Consider the following 17,205-nt stretch of genomic DNA (forward strand, 5'->3'; position numbering starts at 1 on the left):
AGATGTTTCTTATGCAGCCCGCGCTCACGCGCGGGGCTGATCCAGCAGTTTGATCTTCTCGCGCATCAGCCACACCAGCACCAGGCCAGGCAACGCCAGCAGCACGCTGATGACGTAGTACATGGGCCAACCGGCATGTTCCGCCAGATAGCCGGCCGGGCCGCCGAGCAAATATCGCGGCGTCATCGCGATTGCCGACAACAGCGCATATTGAAACGCGCTGTAGCGCACGTCACACAGCGCCATGATGAGCGCGACCGACGCGATGTTGCCCATCGCTCCGGCGACGTTGTCGATGCTCACCGCCGCGATCATCAGCGGGTAGCTTTTACCCGTCAGGGCCAACGCGTAGTACAGGAAGTTCGACGCCGCCTGCAGCGCGCCGAAGATCAGCATCGATTTCAGCAATCCCAGCCGCACCATCGCGACGCCGCCGAGAATCGCGCCGATCACTGCACTGGCCGTGAACAGCGCCTTCAACACCAGCGCGATCTCGGTCTTGCTGAATCCCACATCCATCATGAACGGCGTGAACAGCCGCAGCGCGAACGCGTCGCCGACCTTGAACAGCACCACCAGGAAGATGAAACCGATCGCGCTCGGCGTGCCGAGCAGCTCTCGCAACGGGACGACCAGCGATTCTTTCAGTGTGCGCGGGGGCTGATGTTCATAGTGCGGCTCGGGTGCGAGCAGCGTGCCGAAACAGAACGCTGCCATCACGACAGCGAGAATCAGAAACGCCGGCTTCCATCCGAAGTAGTCCGCGACCACCAGCGCGAAGGCCGCCGCGAGCCAGGCAGAAGTTCGATAACCCAGGTTATTGGCCGCGGCCGCCAGCCCACGCTCATTCGGTTGCGCGACGTCGGTCCGATAAGCGTCGATGGCGATGTCCTGAGTCGCCGAGAAGAACACGATGGCGAGCGCGCACACCGCGATCGGCATCAGCGAGACCGACGGGTCCTGCAACGCGAACAGTGCGATCGCCAGCGCCAGCAAGAGCTGCATGAGGACGACCCAGCCGCGCCGGCGGCCGAGCAAGGGCAGCGGATAGCGATCGATGGCCGGTGCCCACAGAAACTTGAGCAGATAAGGCAGTGCGACGTAGGAGGCGAGACCGATGTCGGTCAGGCTCGCGCCGCTGTCCTTCAGCCAGGCTTGCAGCGCGCTCTCGGTGATCTGATTCGGAAACCCCGAAGCGGCGCCGAGCACCATGATGGCGACCATCTTCGGACTGGCCAGAATGTCGCGCCACTTCGGTTTCGCCGCCGCCGGCGCCTGTGCTGAACTCGCTGCCACTGTGCTCATGGCGGGCGATTATAGAAGGCCCACGCCGTACGTTGACCGCATGAGTCACGAAATCAGGCGTATCCGTGTCCGATGTCGAACGCAAATCGACTACCATCTTTCGCATGCGTTCATTCATCGACCTCTGCCTGCAGCTCGGCGTGCTCCGCTTCGGCGAATTCAAGCTCAAATCCGGCCGGGTGAGTCCGTACTTCTTCAACTCCGGCCTGTTCAACTCGGGGCGGGCACTGGCGGAGATGGGGCGGGCCTACGCGCAGGCGATTCACAGCGCCGGCATCGAGTTCGACGTGCTGTTCGGCCCCGCCTACAAAGGCATTCCGCTGGTGGCAACCACGGCGGTCGCGCTCAATGACCAGCACGGTCGCGATGTTCCCTGGGCCTTCAACCGCAAGGAAGCCAAGGCCCACGGCGAAGGCGGCAATATCGTGGGGGCGCCGTTGCGCGGCCGGGTGCTGATCGTCGATGACGTAATCACGGCGGGCACGGCGATCCGCGAAGCTATCGATATCATCCGCGGCGCCGGGGCGCAGCCCGTCGGGGTCATGCTCGCCCTGGACCGGCAGGAGCGTGGCCAGGGTGCGCTGTCCGCCGTTCAGGAAGTGGAACAGACATTGCAGCTACCGGTCAGCAGCATCCTGCGCTTGACCGATCTGATCGAGTATCTGAAAAGCAGCGGAGATGCGACACAGCTGGCGGCAATCGAGCGTTACCGCAACGAATATGGCATTTCCGACTGAGGTGATACGTGGTCTTACGCTGTGACCAGAATTGTCCAAAGTTGACCCAACGGTGCCCTCCGGCACAATAACCATTCAGGCTCAGGGGAAAAATTCACACCGATGCGCGGGATTCGCATACTGATGATCATCGCGGCGACGCTCGCATCGGTTACCGCTTTCGCCGCGCAAAAGCAAAAGCACAAGGAGAGCGACGCCTACTACCGTTGCAAGGACGCGCAGGGGCAACAGCTCTACGGCGACAGCATGCCGCCGGGCTGCGTCGGCCAGGACACCGAGGTGCTGAGCTCCAGCGGCAATGTCACCCGGGTCATCGAGGGCGACCGGTCCAAAGCGGCCCGGCTGGCGCGCGAAGTCTCCGAAGGCAACGAACGAAAGCTGAAAGCCGAGCGCGATCTGCGCGATCGCATGCTGCTGGAAACCTACCTGGGCGTGGAAGACATCGAGCGGCTGCGCGATCAACGCCTCGATATGCTGGTGGCGCAGAACCGCGCCACCGAGCAGACGATCGCCAACTTGCGCGAACGTCAGAGCCGGCTCGAAACCCAGATCGCGCGCTTCAAGCCTTACAACGAAAAACCCAACGCGCTGCCGTTGCCCGACCACCTCGCCGAGGAGATGGTCAACACGGTGAACAGCATGAAGGTGTATCAGGAATCCATGGCGAAGAACCTGGCCGAGCAGGCCCAGCTCAAGTCCAGCTTCAGCGCCGACATCAAGCGCTTCAAGGAACTGAAAGGGATTCGTTGATGCCGGGCGGCTAGCCGCGGCCGGAGCTGCCGAAGCCGCCGGCGCCACGCTCGGTGGCGACGAATTCGTTCACCACGTCGAACTCGACCTGCACCACGGGCACCACTACCAGCTGCGCGATGCGCTCGCCCGGCTGAATCGTGAAAGTGCTCTGGCCGCGATTCCAGCACGACACGAAGATCTGCCCCTGATAGTCCGAGTCGATCAGGCCCACCAGATTGCCCAGCACGATACCGTGCTTGTGACCCAGCCCCGAACGCGGCAGCACGATGGCCGCATAGCCCGGATCCTGCAGGTAAATCGCGATCCCCGAGGGAATGAGCTGCGTATCGCCCGGCTTCAGTTCCAGCGGCGCATCGACACAGGCGCGCAGGTCCACACCCGCCGAACCCGAGGTCGCGTACTGAGGCAAGGGATAGTCGCGACCGATCCGGGGATCGAGCACACGAATCTGCAAGCGACGGCAGGCGCCATCGCCGGAAGTTCCATCAGCGGGCATGAGCGGCAGTTAAAGCAGGCGTTGAGTTCTGGTTTTGAGTTTCGCCGCGCGCCCGATAGCGCTCGGCGATCAGTTCCACCAGCTGACGCGCCAGGGCCGCCTTGCTGGTGAGCGACAGCTCGCGTTTGCCGTCCTTCCAATACACCGTCAGCGCGTTGTCGTCCTTGTCGAACGCCAGGCCGTCGCCGACTTTGTTGGCGGCAATCATGTCGAGGTTCTTGTTGGCGAGCTTGGTCAGCGCGTTGCGCTCGACGTGCTCGGTCTCGGCCGCGAAGCCGACCAGGAACGGACGCGATTCGTTACGAGACACCGTGGCCAGCACATCGGGTGCCCGGGCCAGCGCGAGATTCAGCGTGTCGCTGGTCTTCTTGATCTTCTCGCAGGCAATCTCACGACATCGATAGTCCGAAACCGCGGCCGCGGCGATGAAAATATCCGCGCCGGCGACGTTGGTCTGAACCGCGCTCAACATTTGTTCGGCGCTTTCCACATCGACGCGCTCGACACCGCGCGGCGTCGGGATCTGCACGGGACCACTCACCAATACGACGTGAGCGCCCGCTTCGCGGGCCGCTTCGGCGACCGCATAACCCATCTTGCCGGAGCTGCGGTTGCTGATGAATCGCACCGGATCGATCTTTTCACGCGTCGGACCCGCGGTGACCACGACCCGCAGGCCTTGCAACGGACCGGCCCCACCACGCGTCGTGAAAACTTCGGCCGCGATCTGCGTCGGCTCGAGCATTCGCCCGACACCCACTTCACCGCACGCCTGCTCGCCGCTTGCCGGGCCGAGCACGCGCACGCCGCGCTCTTTCAATATGCGAACGTTGGCTTGAGTGGCGGGATTCGCCCACATCTGACGATTCATGGCCGGCGCGATGGTGATCGGCGCGGTCGTGGCCAGACACAGCGTCGTCAGCAGGTCTTCGGCGAATCCATGAGTGAGCTTGGCAATGAAATCCGCCGTGGCCGGCGCGATCACGACCTCGTCGGCCCAGCGCGCCAGCTCGATGTGCCCCATCGCCGCTTCGCCGCTCTCGTCCCACAAGTCATCGCGCACCGGTCTGCCGGAGACGGCTTGGAAGGTGAGCGCCGTGACGAATTGCTGAGCCCCGCGTGACATCACGACCTGGACCTCCGCGCCCTGGTCGATCAGCCGGCGCACCAGATCCGGGCTCTTGTAGGCCGCGATACCGCCCGTGACACCCAGAAGAATTTTGCGAGGCTGCGAGCTCATGGACCCGATTATGGGGGCGACCCGGGAGCCCGGCAAACGCCGCTGTCGCATAGAGCCATTCCGCGCGGGTATAGCGCGCCGGCGGCCTGCCTAGCGCAACTTGCCCGCCAGAAGTCGGGTATTTCGGGCCAAAGAGCCCCCAATTCGCCAGCACTCGGGGCGGCCGGCGGCGGCCAGACTGGCCCACCCCGGGCGCGGTGCCCGGATCGTTGGCGGAGATCAGGAAATGTCGATACGCGACTGGCCGGAGCACGATCGGCCGAGAGAAAAACTGTTGGCCATCGGGGCCCCGGCGCTGAGCGAGACGGAATTGCTGGCCATCCTTTTAGGCGCGGGAGTGCGCGGCCGGAGTGCGCTGGACGTGGCGCGCGATCTGCTGGCTGATTTCGGCTCATTGCGCGGCTTTTTGACCGCCGACCGGGATAAGGTCTGCAAGACCCGCGGCTTCGGTACGGCCCGCTACGTGGTGCTCCAGGCAGCGCTGGAACTGACCCGCCGGCACTACCAGGAACTGATGACGGTCGGCTCGGCCCTGCAAAATCCGCAGGCAATCCGGGAGTTTGTGCAAATCAGGCTGCGGGACCTGCCCTATGAGGTGTTCTGTTGCCTGCTTCTGGACTGTCGCTACCGGGTGCTGAGCTTCGAGGAGCTGTTCCGCGGGACCATCGACGGCGCGATCGTTCATCCTCGGGAGGTGCTTCGGTTGGCCCTGTCGCGCAACGCTGCCGCGCTTATCCTGGTGCACAACCATCCGAGCGGCATCGCCGAGCCCAGCCCGTCGGACCGGAACATTACGGTGCGGCTCAAGGACGCGCTGGCGCTGGTGGATATCAAGGTTTTGGACCATCTGGTGGTCGGGGACGGGGTATGCGAGTCGTTTGCCGAGCGTGGCTGGCTGTAACGAAACGCCTTTCAGGCATTTTCGGGGCGCCGACGGCTTCCCTAAGCCCGCGCCGGCTGGTATAAAGCGCGACTCGTTTTTAGGCCCCCGGCCCCAGAGTAGTCATGGGTACCGGTTCGGCTTCAGATTAGGTACTCCGCCATGTCCAGAGTCTGTCAGATCACCGGCAAAGGGCCGATGACCGGTAACACCGTGTCACACGCCAACAACAAGCGTCGCCGCCGCTTCCTCCCCAACCTGCACGTGCAGCGTTTCTGGGTCGAGAGCGAGCGCAAGTTCGTCAGCCTCCGCGTGTCCACCCGCGGCCTGCGCACCATCGAGAAGAAGGGCATCGAAGTCGTCGTTGCCGAACTGCGCGCCAAAGGCGTCGCGGTCTAACCGGTAGGAGCCAGCCATGCGCGAAAAGATCAAGCTCGTGTCCACTGCCGGCACCGGCCACTACTACACCACCACCAAGAACAAGCGCCTGCATCCGGACAAGATGGAAGTGCGCAAGTTCGACCCGAAGGCCCGCAAGCACGTGGCCTACAAGGAAGCGAAGATCAAGTAAGCGCGTCGGTCCGCTGGCGGCGGGCCACAGCTTTCGAATCGGCGAAGGCCCACCTCTGGTGGGCCTTTTGCTTTTGGGCGCACAAAATAAAAGCCCGCCATGCGGCGGGCTCTAAAGGTTGGCGGCAGGAGCCGGTCAGGCGGCGTGAGGCTGCAGCGGCATCGAGTAGCTGCGCAGGGTGCTGGCGAAGTCCTGGAGCACCTTGATACGGCTGGCCTCGGCCTGCGCGATCAGCTCCCGCAGGTGCTGAATGAGCTTCTCGTTGCTCATGTTCGCCCCGCTCCACATCACGGCCAGGCGCTCGCGGAATTCGTGGACGGTCTTGAGCGTCTGGTTGGCCGCCAGCACTTCGCTCAAGTGTGACTTCGCATTCACGTCCAGCAAGGCGGGCTCACGGACCATCAACTTGCGGACCCGGCTGCTCAACGCGCCACCGGCATTACGCAGCTCCTCGCGGAACACCGGCAACGTCACGTGGCGGGTGTAATCACGCAGCACGTGCATGCGATTCACGATCACCGCACGGACGTTCTCCAAATCGATATGCACGCGCGGCTCGACCTTCACCGGCTCCGGCGCGGTCCGCAGCACGCGAGCCAGACCCAGCGCCTTGAACACGCTGATGTAGAGCCAGCCGATATCGAACTCCCAGCGCTGCACCGAGAACTTCGCCGAGCTCGGGAACGCATGATGATTGTTGTGGAGCTCTTCGCCGGCCAGCAGGACGCCCCAGGGCATCACGTTGCGGGCCGCGTCGGCGCACTCGAAATTGCGATAGCCGTAGTAGTGACCCACGCCGTTGACGACGCCGGCCGCGAGCAGCGGATTGGCCATCAACTGCGCCGCCATGATGATGATGCCCGGCACACCGAACAGCACCAGATCGGTGATCACCAGCAGCACGATGCCGCCGTTGCGGTACTTGAAGTAGACGTTGCGCTCCATCCAGTCGTCGGGCGTGCCGCGACCGAACTTCTCCGTCACTTGCGGATCGCGGGCCGCCGCCTGATACAGCTCGGCGCCTTCCAGCAGCACTTTCTTCAAGCCGAAGATGACCGGGCTGTGCGGATCGTCCGGGGTCTCGCAGCGGGCGTGATGCTTGCGATGCACGGCCACCCATTCCTTGGTGACGATGCCTGAGGTGAACCACAGCCAGAAGCGGAAGAACTGGCGCAGCGCCGGATGCAGATCGAGGCTGCGATGACAGGCATCCCGGTGCAGATACAGGGTCACGCCCATGAACGTGATCTGGATCAGCACGAAGGTCACCAGCACATAACCCCAGAAGCTGAGGTTGAAAACACCGTACAGGAAATCTAGGTTCACGGGTGCCCCTGCAAAGGCCACAAAGCTTATAGGATTGGAAAAATACGCCGCCGGACTATAACGGAGCCCGAAAGCCCCCACAAATGAGCAAATCCCTGAGCGGCGACGGCGTGCCGGCTACCGCTAAGGTGATGCTGAATGGGCACCTTTCAAGACTGTCATGCCTGAACTGCCTGAAGTAGAAACCACCCGCCGAGGCATCGAATCCTCGGTCGTGGGACACGTCATCAAGAAAGTCATCGTGCGAGAGCCACGATTGCGCTGGCGGATACCGAAACAGCTGCCTGAACTGGCGGCCGGCCAGCGCGTGGTTCAGCTGCGACGACGCGCCAAGTATCTGGTGTTCGATCTCGAGCGCGGCAGCATGATCCTGCATCTCGGCATGTCAGGGAGCCTGCGAGTGCTGCCCGCCACCACGCCGCCGTCGACCCACGATCACGTCGACATCGTGATCGATACCGGGCAGTGCCTGCGCTTCAACGATCCGCGACGTTTTGGCAGCCTGCTGTGGGCCGATGGCGATCCGCTCGACCACAAGCTGCTGAAACCGCTGGCGCCTGAACCGCTCTCGGAGGAGTTCAGTGGCGAGTATCTGGCGCGGGCCGCGAAGGGGCGCAGTGTCGCCATCAAACAGCTGATCATGAATGGCCAGGTAGTTGTCGGCGTGGGCAACATCTACGCGAGCGAAGCGCTGTTTCGCGCCGGCGTGCGCCCGCGCCGAGCCGCGGGGCGACTGAAACGGCCCGAGTTCGATGCGTTGGTGAAATCGATCAAAGATGTATTGAGCGACGCGATCCGGGCCGGCGGCACCACACTGCGCGATTACATCAACCCCGAGGGGAATCCCGGGTACTTCCGCCAGAAGTTGTATGTGTACGAGAGGACGAAAGATCCGTGTCGAGTGTGCAAGACGCCGATCAAACACTTCGTGCAGGGGCAGCGCTCGACGTACTTCTGTCCTCAGTGCCAGAAATAGCGCTTGGGTCTCTGACGGGACCGCGCCTGCAAGCGAATCCCCGTGAATCAAACTCGATCAGTCTCTACTTGCAGGGGAGTCCGATGGGTTTTGTTTTATGCGTGGCGCCGTATTTCTTCAGCGTTGTCTGCCGGCATTGAACGTCTCACGCCTGGCGACGATGCCGCCGCGAGCGCGGTCGACGTCGAACGGCCTTTGACGACGCGCGCAACGGCGAGACGACTACTGCTGCGCGCGGCGCTTGGCCCAGGCGCGCTGCAGGGCGGCCTCGACTTTGGGATGAACGAACTGCGCGACGTTGCCGCCGAGACTGGCGATCTCGCGCACCAGGGTGGAAGAAATGAAATTGAACTGCTCGGTGGGCGTCAGGAACACATAGTCCACCTTATCCGACAGATGCCGGCTCATGGTCGCGAGCTGAAATTCGAACTCGAAGTCCGACACCGCCCGCAAGCCACGCACCACCACGCCCAAGCCATGCTGTCGAGCGAACTCGACCGTGAGCCCGGAGTAACCGGTGATCTCGACATTGGGAATATCGTGCAGCACTTCGCGCGCCAGCTCGACGCGCTCTTCCAGCGTGAACAACGGGGCCTTGCCCGGATTGGCGGCGACCGCGACCACGACGCGATCGAAAATGCCGGCGGCTCGACGCACCAGGTCGTAGTGGCCATTGGTGATCGGGTCGAAGGTGCCGGGATACATGGCGCCGGTCATGGCAAAACCTCTTCAGCGGAACGGATGCGAGCCGTCGTGACTCGCAGCAGATGATAGCCGACCTGACCGGCCTGCTTGGAACGGTACACGGACCAGCCTGGCGCCAACGGCGGAATCGGGCTGTCAGCGGGGCATTCGACGTAGATGTGCGCTTCGGGCGCCAGCCAACCTTGCGGTAATTTGCTGAATACCGCCTGCAACAGCGTCGAAGCGAACGGCGGATCCAGAAAAATCAGCTCGAAGGGCTGCGGCGTTCGCTCCAGGAAACGGGTCGCGTCCTCGGTCTGCACCGTCGCGCCGGTTGCGCCGAGTCGCTCCAGGGTTTGTGTCAAATGACGGCCGACCCTCGGCTCGCGGTCTACAAATGTCACCGCCGAGGCGCCGCGCGACAGCGCTTCGATGCCCAAAGCGCCGCTGCCGGCGAACAAATCCAGGCAGCGCGCGCCTGAGATGTCCTGCTGCAACCAGTTGAAGAGTGTTTCGCGGACCCGATCCGGCGACGGACGGATCGCATCGATGGCTGGAAAGTCGATCACCCTGCCGCGCCAGCGCCCACCGACGATGCGCAGGCGGTTCGGCGGCGAGTTGCCCGCCGGGGCGGTGGATTTGCCGACGGGGCGGCGATTGCTGGGGGCTCTGGCCATGTGCGCGGCGGATGATAGCCCCGGCGGGCGCCGCCAGTGCTGGTAGAATTGCGCGCCCCGCCCCCGGACCCTGTCAGCGCACGAATGTTCGGTTTCAAGAAGGACAAGCCAGCCGCTCCCCCGCCGCCGCCCGCCGCTCCTGTCGAAGAGCCGGGCAGCCTGTTCACGCGCCTGCGCGCCAAGTTGAACCGGGGCGACTCGTGGCTGACCTACGATCTGGCGAACCTGATCCCCGGCGGCAAGATCGACGACACCGTGCTCGACGAGCTGGAGATGCGCCTGATCACCGCCGATGTCGGCGTGGACACCAGCGAACGCATTCTGACGGCGCTGCGTAAGAAAGTGGCGCGTCACGAGCTGGACAATCTGGACGCGCTGCTCGAAGCGCTGCGCGAGCAGCTGATGGACATCGTGCGCCCGGTGCAGGGCCAGATGGAGATCGACAGCAAATACATTCCGTTCGTGGTGCTGGTCGTCGGGGTGAATGGCGCCGGCAAGACCACGACGATCGGCAAGCTCGCTCGCATCATCAAAGCGGCCGACATGAAAGTGATGCTGGCGGCGGGCGATACCTTCCGCGCCGCTGCGGTCGAGCAGTTGCAGGTGTGGGGTCAGCGCAATGACGTGCCGGTGATCGCGCAAGCCACGGGCGCCGATCCCGCCGCTGTCGCCTTCGACGCCTTGCAGTCCGCGCAGGCCCGCAAGTTCGACGTGTTGATCGCCGACACCGCCGGTCGTCTGCACACGCAGTCGAACCTGATGGACGAGCTCAAGAAAGTGAAGCGCGTGATGGGTCGTCTCGATCCCGCCGCTCCACACGAAGTGTTGCTGGTGCTGGACGCGAGCCAAGGGCAGAACGCGCTCCAGCAGGCCAAGTTGTTTCATGAAGCGCTGGGCGTCACGGGCATCGTGCTCACCAAGCTCGACGGCACCGCCAAGGGCGGCATCGTGTTCGCCATCGCCAGCGAATTAAAACTGCCGATCCGCTATCTCGGCGTCGGCGAGAGTGTCGAAGACTTCGTCGGCTTCGAGGCCGCGGCCTTCGTCGATGCGTTGCTCAAGCGGGACTGACCCGATCCGCATGATTCGTTTCGATCACGTTTTCAAGCGCTATCCGAACGGGCGCGAGGCACTGAGCGATCTGTCACTGGACATCGACAGTGGCGAGATCGTATTCCTCACCGGTCATTCCGGGGCGGGCAAATCCAGCCTGCTCAAATTGATTTCGTTGATCGAGCGCCCGACCCGCGGCCAGCTCGTCATCAACGGCCAGAACGTCAGCGGCGTGAAGCGCTCCAAAGTGCCGGCCTTCCGTCGCCAGATCGGCATGGTGTTTCAGGATCACAAACTGCTGCACGATCGCACCATCTTCGACAACGTCGCGCTGCCGCTGATCATCGCGGGCGTCGGCACGAAGGAAATCGGCAAGCGCGTGCGCGCGGCGCTGGATCAAGTGGGCCTGCTCGGACGCGAGAACAGCGTGCCGCTCGAACTGTCGACGGGCGAACAACAACGCGTCGGTATCGCGCGAGCCGTGGTGAGTAAGCCGCCGGTGCTCATTGCGGACGAACCGACCGGAAATCTGGATCCCGAGCTGTCGGTGGAAGTAATGAATATCTTCCGTCGCTTCAACGAAGTCGGCGTCACGGTGCTGGTCGCGAGCCACGATCTGTATCTGCTCGAGCACTTCCCGGTGCGTCGCGTGCGACTCGAGGGTGGCCGCGTCGTCGACGACATGCCCGCGGGCGTCAGTGCTGGCGAGAAACTCGTCGATCCCGCCAAGCTGATCACCGGCTCCGAGGCAGCGCTGCGATGACCGCGTGGCTGACTCGACATGCTCAAACCATGATCGGCTCGCTGGGTCGATTGTCGAAACAGAAACTCGCCACACTGTTGACGGTGCTGGTCATCGGCATCGCGCTGGCATTGCCCGCTTGTTTGCATCTGCTGATCAGCAACGCGCAGAACGCGACCGGCAATTGGAACAAGGCCGTCGATCTCACGGTGTTCCTCAAGCGCCCGACTTCCGCCGAAGAAGCGACTCGCACCGCCGGGCGCATCAAACAGCGACGGGACGTGAGCAATGTCGAAGTCATCACCGCGGACGAGGCGCTGAAAGAATTCCGCCACGACTCGGGATTCGGCCCGGCCATCGACGCGCTGAACGAAAACCCGTTGCCGCACACGTTGGTGGTGACCCCCTCGGCGGATTTCTCGACGGCGGCCAATCTGGACAGCCTCGCGGCCGACCTGCGCGCCATGCCGTCAGTGGAAATCGTGCAGCTCGATACGGCGTGGGTGAACCGGCTCAACGCCATTCTCGACACCGTGCGCCGGGGCCTGGTCGTGGCGGCCGCGCTGCTGGCCCTGGGCGTCATGGTCATCGTCGGCAACACGATCCGGCTCGATATCCAGAATCGCCGCGCCGAGATCGAGGTGACCAAGCTGGTCGGCGGCAGCGACGCCTTCGTGCGCCGGCCCTTCCTGTACAACGGCATCTGGTACGGCCTGGGCGGCGGCATCACCGCCTGGATCATCACCGCCGCCGTCATCGGCATCCTGCGTGAGCCCATCGGCCGCCTCGCCGGCCTGTACGGCAGCGCCTTCCAGCTCGGCGGCCTGGACCCGCGAGCCACCCTGGCCCTGCTGGGCGGCGGGATCGTTCTGGGCTGGCTGGGGTCTTACCTTGCAGCCACCCGCCATCTCCGCGCCATCGAACCCACCTAGGCCGGCCTGAGGGCAGCCCAATCCGCATGCTCAGTCACGGCATTCGTGACTGGCTTTCACGGGCGCCGCGACGGTCAAAATACCTCAGCGTTATCAACGGTTTAGCCAAGCGTAAAGCGTTCGGAACCTATGGGCGCCGCCGGAACTTTCAAGTCGACTTAGCACTCCAACATCGCGATTGCTAAACTTCCAACCACTGACTGGAGGGGAATCTTCGACATGACATCTACTGCGCTTGTTCGCTCTAGTACCGAACTCGCCGCCAGCCCGTACTCGATGCTGGCCGGTCCGGTCGGCAGCCTGGATTCGTACATCGACCGTGTGTCGCGTATTCCGGTGTTGTCGCGGGAAGAGGAGCTGGACCTGGCTCGTCGCCTGCGTAACGAGGAAGACCTGGACGCGGCCCGCCAGCTCGTGCTGTCTCACTTGCGCTTCGTGGTTCACATCGCCCGCGGCTACAGCGGCTATGGCCTGCCCGTTGGCGATCTGATTCAGGAAGGCAATGTCGGCTTGATGAAGGCGGTGAAGCGGTTCGATCCGGATGTAGGCGTGCGACTGGTGTCGTTCGCGGTTCACTGGATCCGCGCCGAGATCCACGAGTATGTGTTGCGTAACTGGCGGCTGGTGAAAATCGCCACCACCAAGGCGCAGCGCAAGCTGTTCTTCAACCTGCGCAAGTTCAAGAAGAACCTGGGCTGGCTGACGGACGTGGAAACCAAGGCGATTGCCCGCGACCTCGGCGTGACCACCGCCGAAGTGACCGACATGGAACAGCGGTTGAGCTCGCGCGACCTGTCCTTCGATCCGGCCCCGGATGCGGATGACGAGGATGGTTCGTACTCGCCCTCGGCCTACTTGCAGCACCCGGAATCCGATCCGTCGGTTGCCGTGGAACGCGAACAGTGGGACGAAGACACCGCGGAGCGGTTGTCTCAGGCGCTGGAAACGCTGGACGATCGTAGTCAGCACATCCTGCGCAGCCGCTGGATGCAGGAAGAGAAATCGACCCTGCATGAGCTGGCCGACAAGTACGGCGTGTCCGCGGAACGCATTCGCCAGATCGAGGCGAACGCGATCAAGAAACTGCGCGGCCTGGTGGCCGACGCCGCATGAGCGAACTGATGGACTGAACCCAACCCTATGGACCCTGTAAACCAAAGGGCCGGACTCGTGAAGAGCCGGCCCTTTTTGTTTACGCCCCTCTCATAACGCCGCAACGTTATTTTTGCCCTGCGGGCCGCACGCCCGGAAATACAGGCAGCGTCAAACTCCCAGCGTCGCGGAAATCGCCGCCCCGAAATACGGTTCCCTTCCGAGCCGGCGAGCAGCGTCAACAAGCAAAAGTGGCTGCGTTATGCTCAGCCCTTGGTGATAGGAACGATCGTCATTTCGACTCGACGATTCTGCGCACGACCTGCTTCCGTATCGTTCGACGCCACCGGTCGCGACTCGCCGGCACCGACCGTCAGCAAGCGCTGCTGGGTAATGCCCTGGCCCACCAGATAATTTGCCACCGACGAAGCGCGACGCTCCGAGAGCTGCTGGTTGTATTGATCGCTGCCCGTGCTGTCGGTGTGACCGGCCACTTCGATGACCGTCTTGTTGTATTCCTTCAGCACCATCGCCACGCCGCCCAGCGCGTTATAAAACTGCCCATTCAGATCCGCGCTGTTGGTCGCGAACGTGATGCTGCTCGGCATGTTCAACGTGATGTTGTCACCGATGCGGGTGACGCTCACGCCCGTGCCCTCGAGCTTCTGCCGCAGCTTGGCTTCCTGCACGTCCATGTAATAACCCACGCCACCACCGGCCAGCGCTCCCACGCCAGCGCCGATCAGCGCGTTCTGCAGCTTGTCGCCTTTCGTCAGCAAGCCAACCACCGCGCCCGCGGCCGCACCGATGCCCGCGCCCTTGGCAGCGCTGCTGGTTTGCGATTCACGCGTATACGGATTGACCGTGGTGCAGCCCGCGAGCAGGCCGGCAACAACGACGCCGACACCGGCGAGCCTGGAAAAACGATGGACCATGGGTTTCCTCTCCGCTGAAAAAATCGCGCGGCACTATGCACCCGCGCATGCTTCAGGATCAGCCTGGAAAAAACGGACTGAACCGCTACTGAATCCGTGAGTGTCCGCCGCAGCCGATGGCTGAAGCTAGTAAGGGATTCGCAGTTTTCGATAGATGAAGCTGAGCAACCATAGCGGACCGATCATCAGAAACTGAATGTCTTTGAAAAACGACGGCCGCTTGCCCTCGTAATGATGTCCGATGAACTGACCGATCCACGCCACCACGAACAGCGCGATGCACGCGCTCCACAACGGCCACGGCAGATTCTGCAAACCGATGATGGACAACATCACCAGGCTGGCAAACACCGCCATGCCGACGGCGAGCGACCACGACATCGACAGGTAATACACCACGCCCGCGAACAGAAACAGCGAGCCCCAGTTCAGCAGCGGCGATATCTGCTGCCAGCTCGACGGCGCGGGCAGCGACCACAACAGCCCGATCAGGCTGACGACGATGACGGGCACGCACACCCAGTGCAACGTCTTGTTGGTGGCGTTACGGTGACTCTCGCCATATTCCTCCAGCCATTGCTCCACGGTGCGCATCGTTCCCCCAGCTCATCGTGATCGTATGGGTTGCGGTAACCGCCATACACGCTACGCCGGTCAGCGGCCACCGACAAGAATTGTAGGCTGGCCGCGCACCCAGTGACTATCGGGCGGCTGCGCTATTATTCGAGCCGACCAGGAGAGCCCCATGTCAGCCCATCCCAAAGCATCGTCGGCCGCGGCCACCGAGCTCGATCCGCTCGATCTCTACAACGTCCGCGCCATGCTCAGCGAAGAAGAGCGCCTGGTACAGGACTCGGTCGCGAAATTCGTCGACGACCAGGTCATTCCCATCATGGGCGACTGCTTCGAGCACGAACGTTTCCCGCGCGAGCTGGTCACCGGCGTCGCCGAGCTCGGCCTGCTGGGCAGTTCCATCCACGGTTATGGCTGCGCCGGCTTGAACAGCGTGTCGTACGGCTTGATCTGCCAGGAACTGGAGCGAGGCGATTCGGGCCTGCGCAGCTTCGTGTCGGTGCAGTCCAGCCTGTGCATGTATCCAATCTACGCATTCGGCAGCGAGGAACAGAAACAACGCTGGCTGCCAAGCATGGCCAAGGGTGAAACCATCGCCTGCTTCGGCCTCACCGAACCTCACGGCGGCTCCGACCCCGCCAACATGAAGACGCATGCGAAACGCCAAGGCAAGGACTGGGTGTTGAACGGCGCAAAGATGTGGATCACCAACGCACCGATCGCCGACGTGGCAGTGGTATGGGCCCGCACCGACGACGGCATCCGCGGCTTCCTGGTGGAGAAAGACTTCAAAGGCTTCACCACCGCCACGATCAAACACAAGATGAGCTTGCGAGCGTCGCTGACGGGCAGCCTGTTCTTCGACAACGTCGTGGTGCCGGAAGCAAACATGCTGCCAGGTGTGGTTGGCTTGAAGGGCCCGCTGTCGTGTTTGACTCAAGCCCGCTATGGCATTTGCTGGGGCGTGACCGGCGCGGCTCAGGCGTGCTTGAAGGACGTCATCGATTACACGAAGACACGCATTCTGTTCGGCAAGCCGCTGGCGGCGACCCAGGCAATTCAAATTCGCCTGGCGGAGATGGCGAGGAAGATCACCACGTCGCAGCTGTTGTCATTGCAGCTCGGTCGTTTGAAAGATCAAGGTCTCATGCAGCCGACACAAGTGTCCGTTGCGAAGTGGCACAACGCCCGGGCTGCCATTGAAGTGGCACGCGATGCTCGTGATGTTTTGGGTGGGGCGGGTATCAGCGTTGAGTATTCGCCGATCCGGCACGCGCTGAATTTGGAAAGCGTGATTACTTATGAGGGGACGGAGACGGTTCATCAGTTGACCGTTGGCCGGGCGCTGACGGGGATCAGCGCGTTCTGATTCTTTGCTCGGTCGGTTTGAATTGCCACCGGTGCCGGATGCGGAGACGTCGGTGGTCCGGCGTCGCCAGGGTGGGGGATCTCCTCCCCGGCACCGCGACACACCTGCGCACGCTTCGCTCCCGCTGTCGCGGGCGCCCTGCTGCACATTGCCCTGCGCAGTCCTGCTCCGGGCAAGCCCAGGGTGTACATCCATGTACACCCGCTCGGCGGAGCGAAGCCGTGCTTCGCCGAAAGGCCCCGCCGAGCCCTTGTGGCTGCTATCGGACCGCCATCCCTGGCGGATCCAATTGCCGGGGAGGAGATCCCCCACCCTGACGCCGCCCGATGCGTCAACTGCGCGTTGCGCGTGACGCTGCTCCGACCGTGCGACCGTCAGTTGTGAATTTGAGCGTGCACGTTGTGGAGCTGGCGTTGCGGCCGCGCTTGAGCGCAGCCGCCGCTGTCGCTGCTATAACGATCGAGCTCAATTCAACAGCTAACCTCGGTCACTGCTACATCGATCGAGCTCAGCCCAACAGCTAGACCTCGATCGCCGCTTCAACGATCGATCTCAACCCAAACGCTAACCTCAGTCGCTGCTACATCGATCGAGCCTCAATTCACAAGCTAACCCCGGAAGAGCGGCCGCGCCCAAACGCGGCCGCAACGCCAGCTCGGCAACGAGCAAACGCGAAGGTACCCGCCGACGGTCGCAGGGTCGGAGAAGAGTCACGCGCGAATGCGCCAGTGACGTATCGGCGGCGGCGGGAGTGACCTACCTCGTCCCGGCAGCTTTGCGGCACAGGGACGGGGCCGCAACAGCAGGGCTCACCATGGACGTGCGCCAAGGAGCGCACTGCGCGACGGGCGGCGCCCGGTGCCG

General features: G+C 63.1%; 19 protein-coding genes. 11 read left to right on the forward strand and 8 right to left on the reverse strand.

Annotated features, from left to right (window positions below; genetic code table 11):
• Positions 1-24 precede the first annotated feature (24 nt).
• A complete protein-coding gene (locus EKO19_RS37950) occupies positions 25-1,305 on the reverse strand; it encodes an AmpG family muropeptide MFS transporter (protein WP_129782655.1) in 1,281 nt (426 codons plus the stop codon).
• Positions 1,306-1,409: 104 nt separating this feature from the next.
• Here EKO19_RS37950 and pyrE point away from each other — a divergent pair, with 104 nt between their 5' ends.
• Positions 1,410-2,042 (forward strand): orotate phosphoribosyltransferase, encoded by a 633-nt coding sequence (gene pyrE / locus EKO19_RS37955; RefSeq protein ID WP_129782656.1) that lies wholly within the window; start codon positions 1,410-1,412, stop codon positions 2,040-2,042.
• A 102-nt stretch (positions 2,043-2,144) separates the two neighbouring features.
• A complete protein-coding gene (locus EKO19_RS37960) occupies positions 2,145-2,792 on the forward strand; it encodes a DUF4124 domain-containing protein (protein WP_129782657.1) in 648 nt (215 codons plus the stop codon).
• Between the two features lie 10 nt (positions 2,793-2,802).
• Here the strand turns inward: EKO19_RS37960 and dut are convergent, their stop codons facing one another.
• Positions 2,803-3,291 (reverse strand): dUTP diphosphatase, encoded by a 489-nt coding sequence (dut, locus tag EKO19_RS37965; RefSeq protein WP_129782658.1) that lies wholly within the window; start codon positions 3,289-3,291, stop codon positions 2,803-2,805.
• Positions 3,281-4,531 carry a bifunctional phosphopantothenoylcysteine decarboxylase/phosphopantothenate--cysteine ligase CoaBC gene (coaBC, locus tag EKO19_RS37970; RefSeq protein ID WP_129782659.1) on the reverse strand — a complete coding sequence of 417 codons (1,251 nt, stop codon included), beginning with the start codon at positions 4,529-4,531 and terminating at the stop codon, positions 3,281-3,283. The genes dut and coaBC overlap by 11 nt, the downstream gene beginning before the upstream one ends.
• A gap of 226 nt (positions 4,532-4,757) precedes the next feature.
• Here coaBC and radC point away from each other — a divergent pair, with 226 nt between their 5' ends.
• The 3 genes from radC (at position 4,758) to rpmG (ending at position 5,982) form a co-directional block, all read left to right on the forward strand.
• Positions 4,758-5,432: a RadC family protein gene (gene radC / locus EKO19_RS37975; protein WP_129782660.1), complete on the forward strand. Its 675-nt coding sequence runs from the start codon at positions 4,758-4,760 to the stop codon at positions 5,430-5,432.
• A 141-nt stretch (positions 5,433-5,573) separates the two neighbouring features.
• Positions 5,574-5,810: a 50S ribosomal protein L28 gene (gene rpmB / locus EKO19_RS37980; protein WP_129782661.1), complete on the forward strand. Its 237-nt coding sequence runs from the start codon at positions 5,574-5,576 to the stop codon at positions 5,808-5,810.
• Positions 5,811-5,826: 16 nt separating this feature from the next.
• Positions 5,827-5,982 carry a 50S ribosomal protein L33 gene (rpmG, locus tag EKO19_RS37985; RefSeq protein WP_129641833.1) on the forward strand — a complete coding sequence of 52 codons (156 nt, stop codon included), beginning with the start codon at positions 5,827-5,829 and terminating at the stop codon, positions 5,980-5,982.
• Between the two features lie 135 nt (positions 5,983-6,117).
• On the opposite strand, the gene EKO19_RS37990 is transcribed toward rpmG, so the two are convergent.
• Complete coding sequence (locus EKO19_RS37990; RefSeq protein ID WP_217705860.1) at positions 6,118-7,308, reverse strand: DesA family fatty acid desaturase; 1,191 nt, start codon at positions 7,306-7,308, stop codon at positions 6,118-6,120.
• A gap of 160 nt (positions 7,309-7,468) precedes the next feature.
• Here EKO19_RS37990 and mutM point away from each other — a divergent pair, with 160 nt between their 5' ends.
• A complete protein-coding gene (gene mutM / locus EKO19_RS37995; protein ID WP_129782662.1) occupies positions 7,469-8,284 on the forward strand; it encodes a bifunctional DNA-formamidopyrimidine glycosylase/DNA-(apurinic or apyrimidinic site) lyase in 816 nt (271 codons plus the stop codon).
• A gap of 222 nt (positions 8,285-8,506) precedes the next feature.
• Here mutM and coaD read toward each other — a convergent pair whose 3' ends face one another.
• Both coaD and rsmD read right to left on the reverse strand, forming a co-directional pair.
• The gene (gene coaD / locus EKO19_RS38000; RefSeq protein WP_129782663.1) at positions 8,507-9,001 is read right to left on the reverse strand and encodes a pantetheine-phosphate adenylyltransferase; all 495 of its coding nucleotides are present in this window, start codon (positions 8,999-9,001) and stop codon (positions 8,507-8,509) included.
• Positions 8,998-9,645, reverse strand: coding sequence for a 16S rRNA (guanine(966)-N(2))-methyltransferase RsmD (rsmD, locus tag EKO19_RS38005; protein WP_129782664.1), 648 nt, complete (start codon positions 9,643-9,645; stop codon positions 8,998-9,000). The genes coaD and rsmD overlap by 4 nt, the downstream gene beginning before the upstream one ends.
• A gap of 84 nt (positions 9,646-9,729) precedes the next feature.
• On the opposite strand from rsmD, the gene ftsY reads away from it, so the two are divergent.
• The 4 genes from ftsY to rpoH all read left to right on the forward strand — a co-directional run bounded on the left by ftsY (position 9,730) and on the right by rpoH (position 13,485).
• A complete protein-coding gene (gene ftsY / locus EKO19_RS38010; protein ID WP_129782665.1) occupies positions 9,730-10,716 on the forward strand; it encodes a signal recognition particle-docking protein FtsY in 987 nt (328 codons plus the stop codon).
• Between the two features lie 10 nt (positions 10,717-10,726).
• Positions 10,727-11,461 (forward strand): cell division ATP-binding protein FtsE, encoded by a 735-nt coding sequence (ftsE, locus tag EKO19_RS38015; protein WP_129782666.1) that lies wholly within the window; start codon positions 10,727-10,729, stop codon positions 11,459-11,461.
• Complete coding sequence (gene ftsX / locus EKO19_RS38020) at positions 11,458-12,372, forward strand: permease-like cell division protein FtsX (protein WP_129782667.1); 915 nt, start codon at positions 11,458-11,460, stop codon at positions 12,370-12,372. The genes ftsE and ftsX overlap by 4 nt, the downstream gene beginning before the upstream one ends.
• 276 nt (positions 12,373-12,648) lie before the next feature.
• The gene (rpoH, locus tag EKO19_RS38025; protein ID WP_129782673.1) at positions 12,649-13,485 is read left to right on the forward strand and encodes an RNA polymerase sigma factor RpoH; all 837 of its coding nucleotides are present in this window, start codon (positions 12,649-12,651) and stop codon (positions 13,483-13,485) included.
• 245 nt (positions 13,486-13,730) lie between these two features.
• Here the strand turns inward: rpoH and EKO19_RS38030 are convergent, their stop codons facing one another.
• Together EKO19_RS38030 and EKO19_RS38035 are read right to left on the reverse strand one after the other, a co-directional pair.
• Complete coding sequence (locus EKO19_RS38030) at positions 13,731-14,399, reverse strand: OmpA family protein (protein WP_129782668.1); 669 nt, start codon at positions 14,397-14,399, stop codon at positions 13,731-13,733.
• A 126-nt stretch (positions 14,400-14,525) separates the two neighbouring features.
• A complete protein-coding gene (locus EKO19_RS38035; RefSeq protein ID WP_129782669.1) occupies positions 14,526-14,993 on the reverse strand; it encodes an Mpo1 family 2-hydroxy fatty acid dioxygenase in 468 nt (155 codons plus the stop codon).
• A 151-nt stretch (positions 14,994-15,144) separates the two neighbouring features.
• Here EKO19_RS38035 and EKO19_RS38040 point away from each other — a divergent pair, with 151 nt between their 5' ends.
• Complete coding sequence (locus EKO19_RS38040) at positions 15,145-16,341, forward strand: acyl-CoA dehydrogenase family protein (protein WP_129782670.1); 1,197 nt, start codon at positions 15,145-15,147, stop codon at positions 16,339-16,341.
• Positions 16,342-17,205 lie beyond the last annotated feature (864 nt).

This window comes from Peristeroidobacter soli (genome assembly GCF_004138485.1).
Classification (GTDB): Bacteria; Pseudomonadota; Gammaproteobacteria; order Steroidobacterales; family Steroidobacteraceae; genus Steroidobacter; species Steroidobacter soli.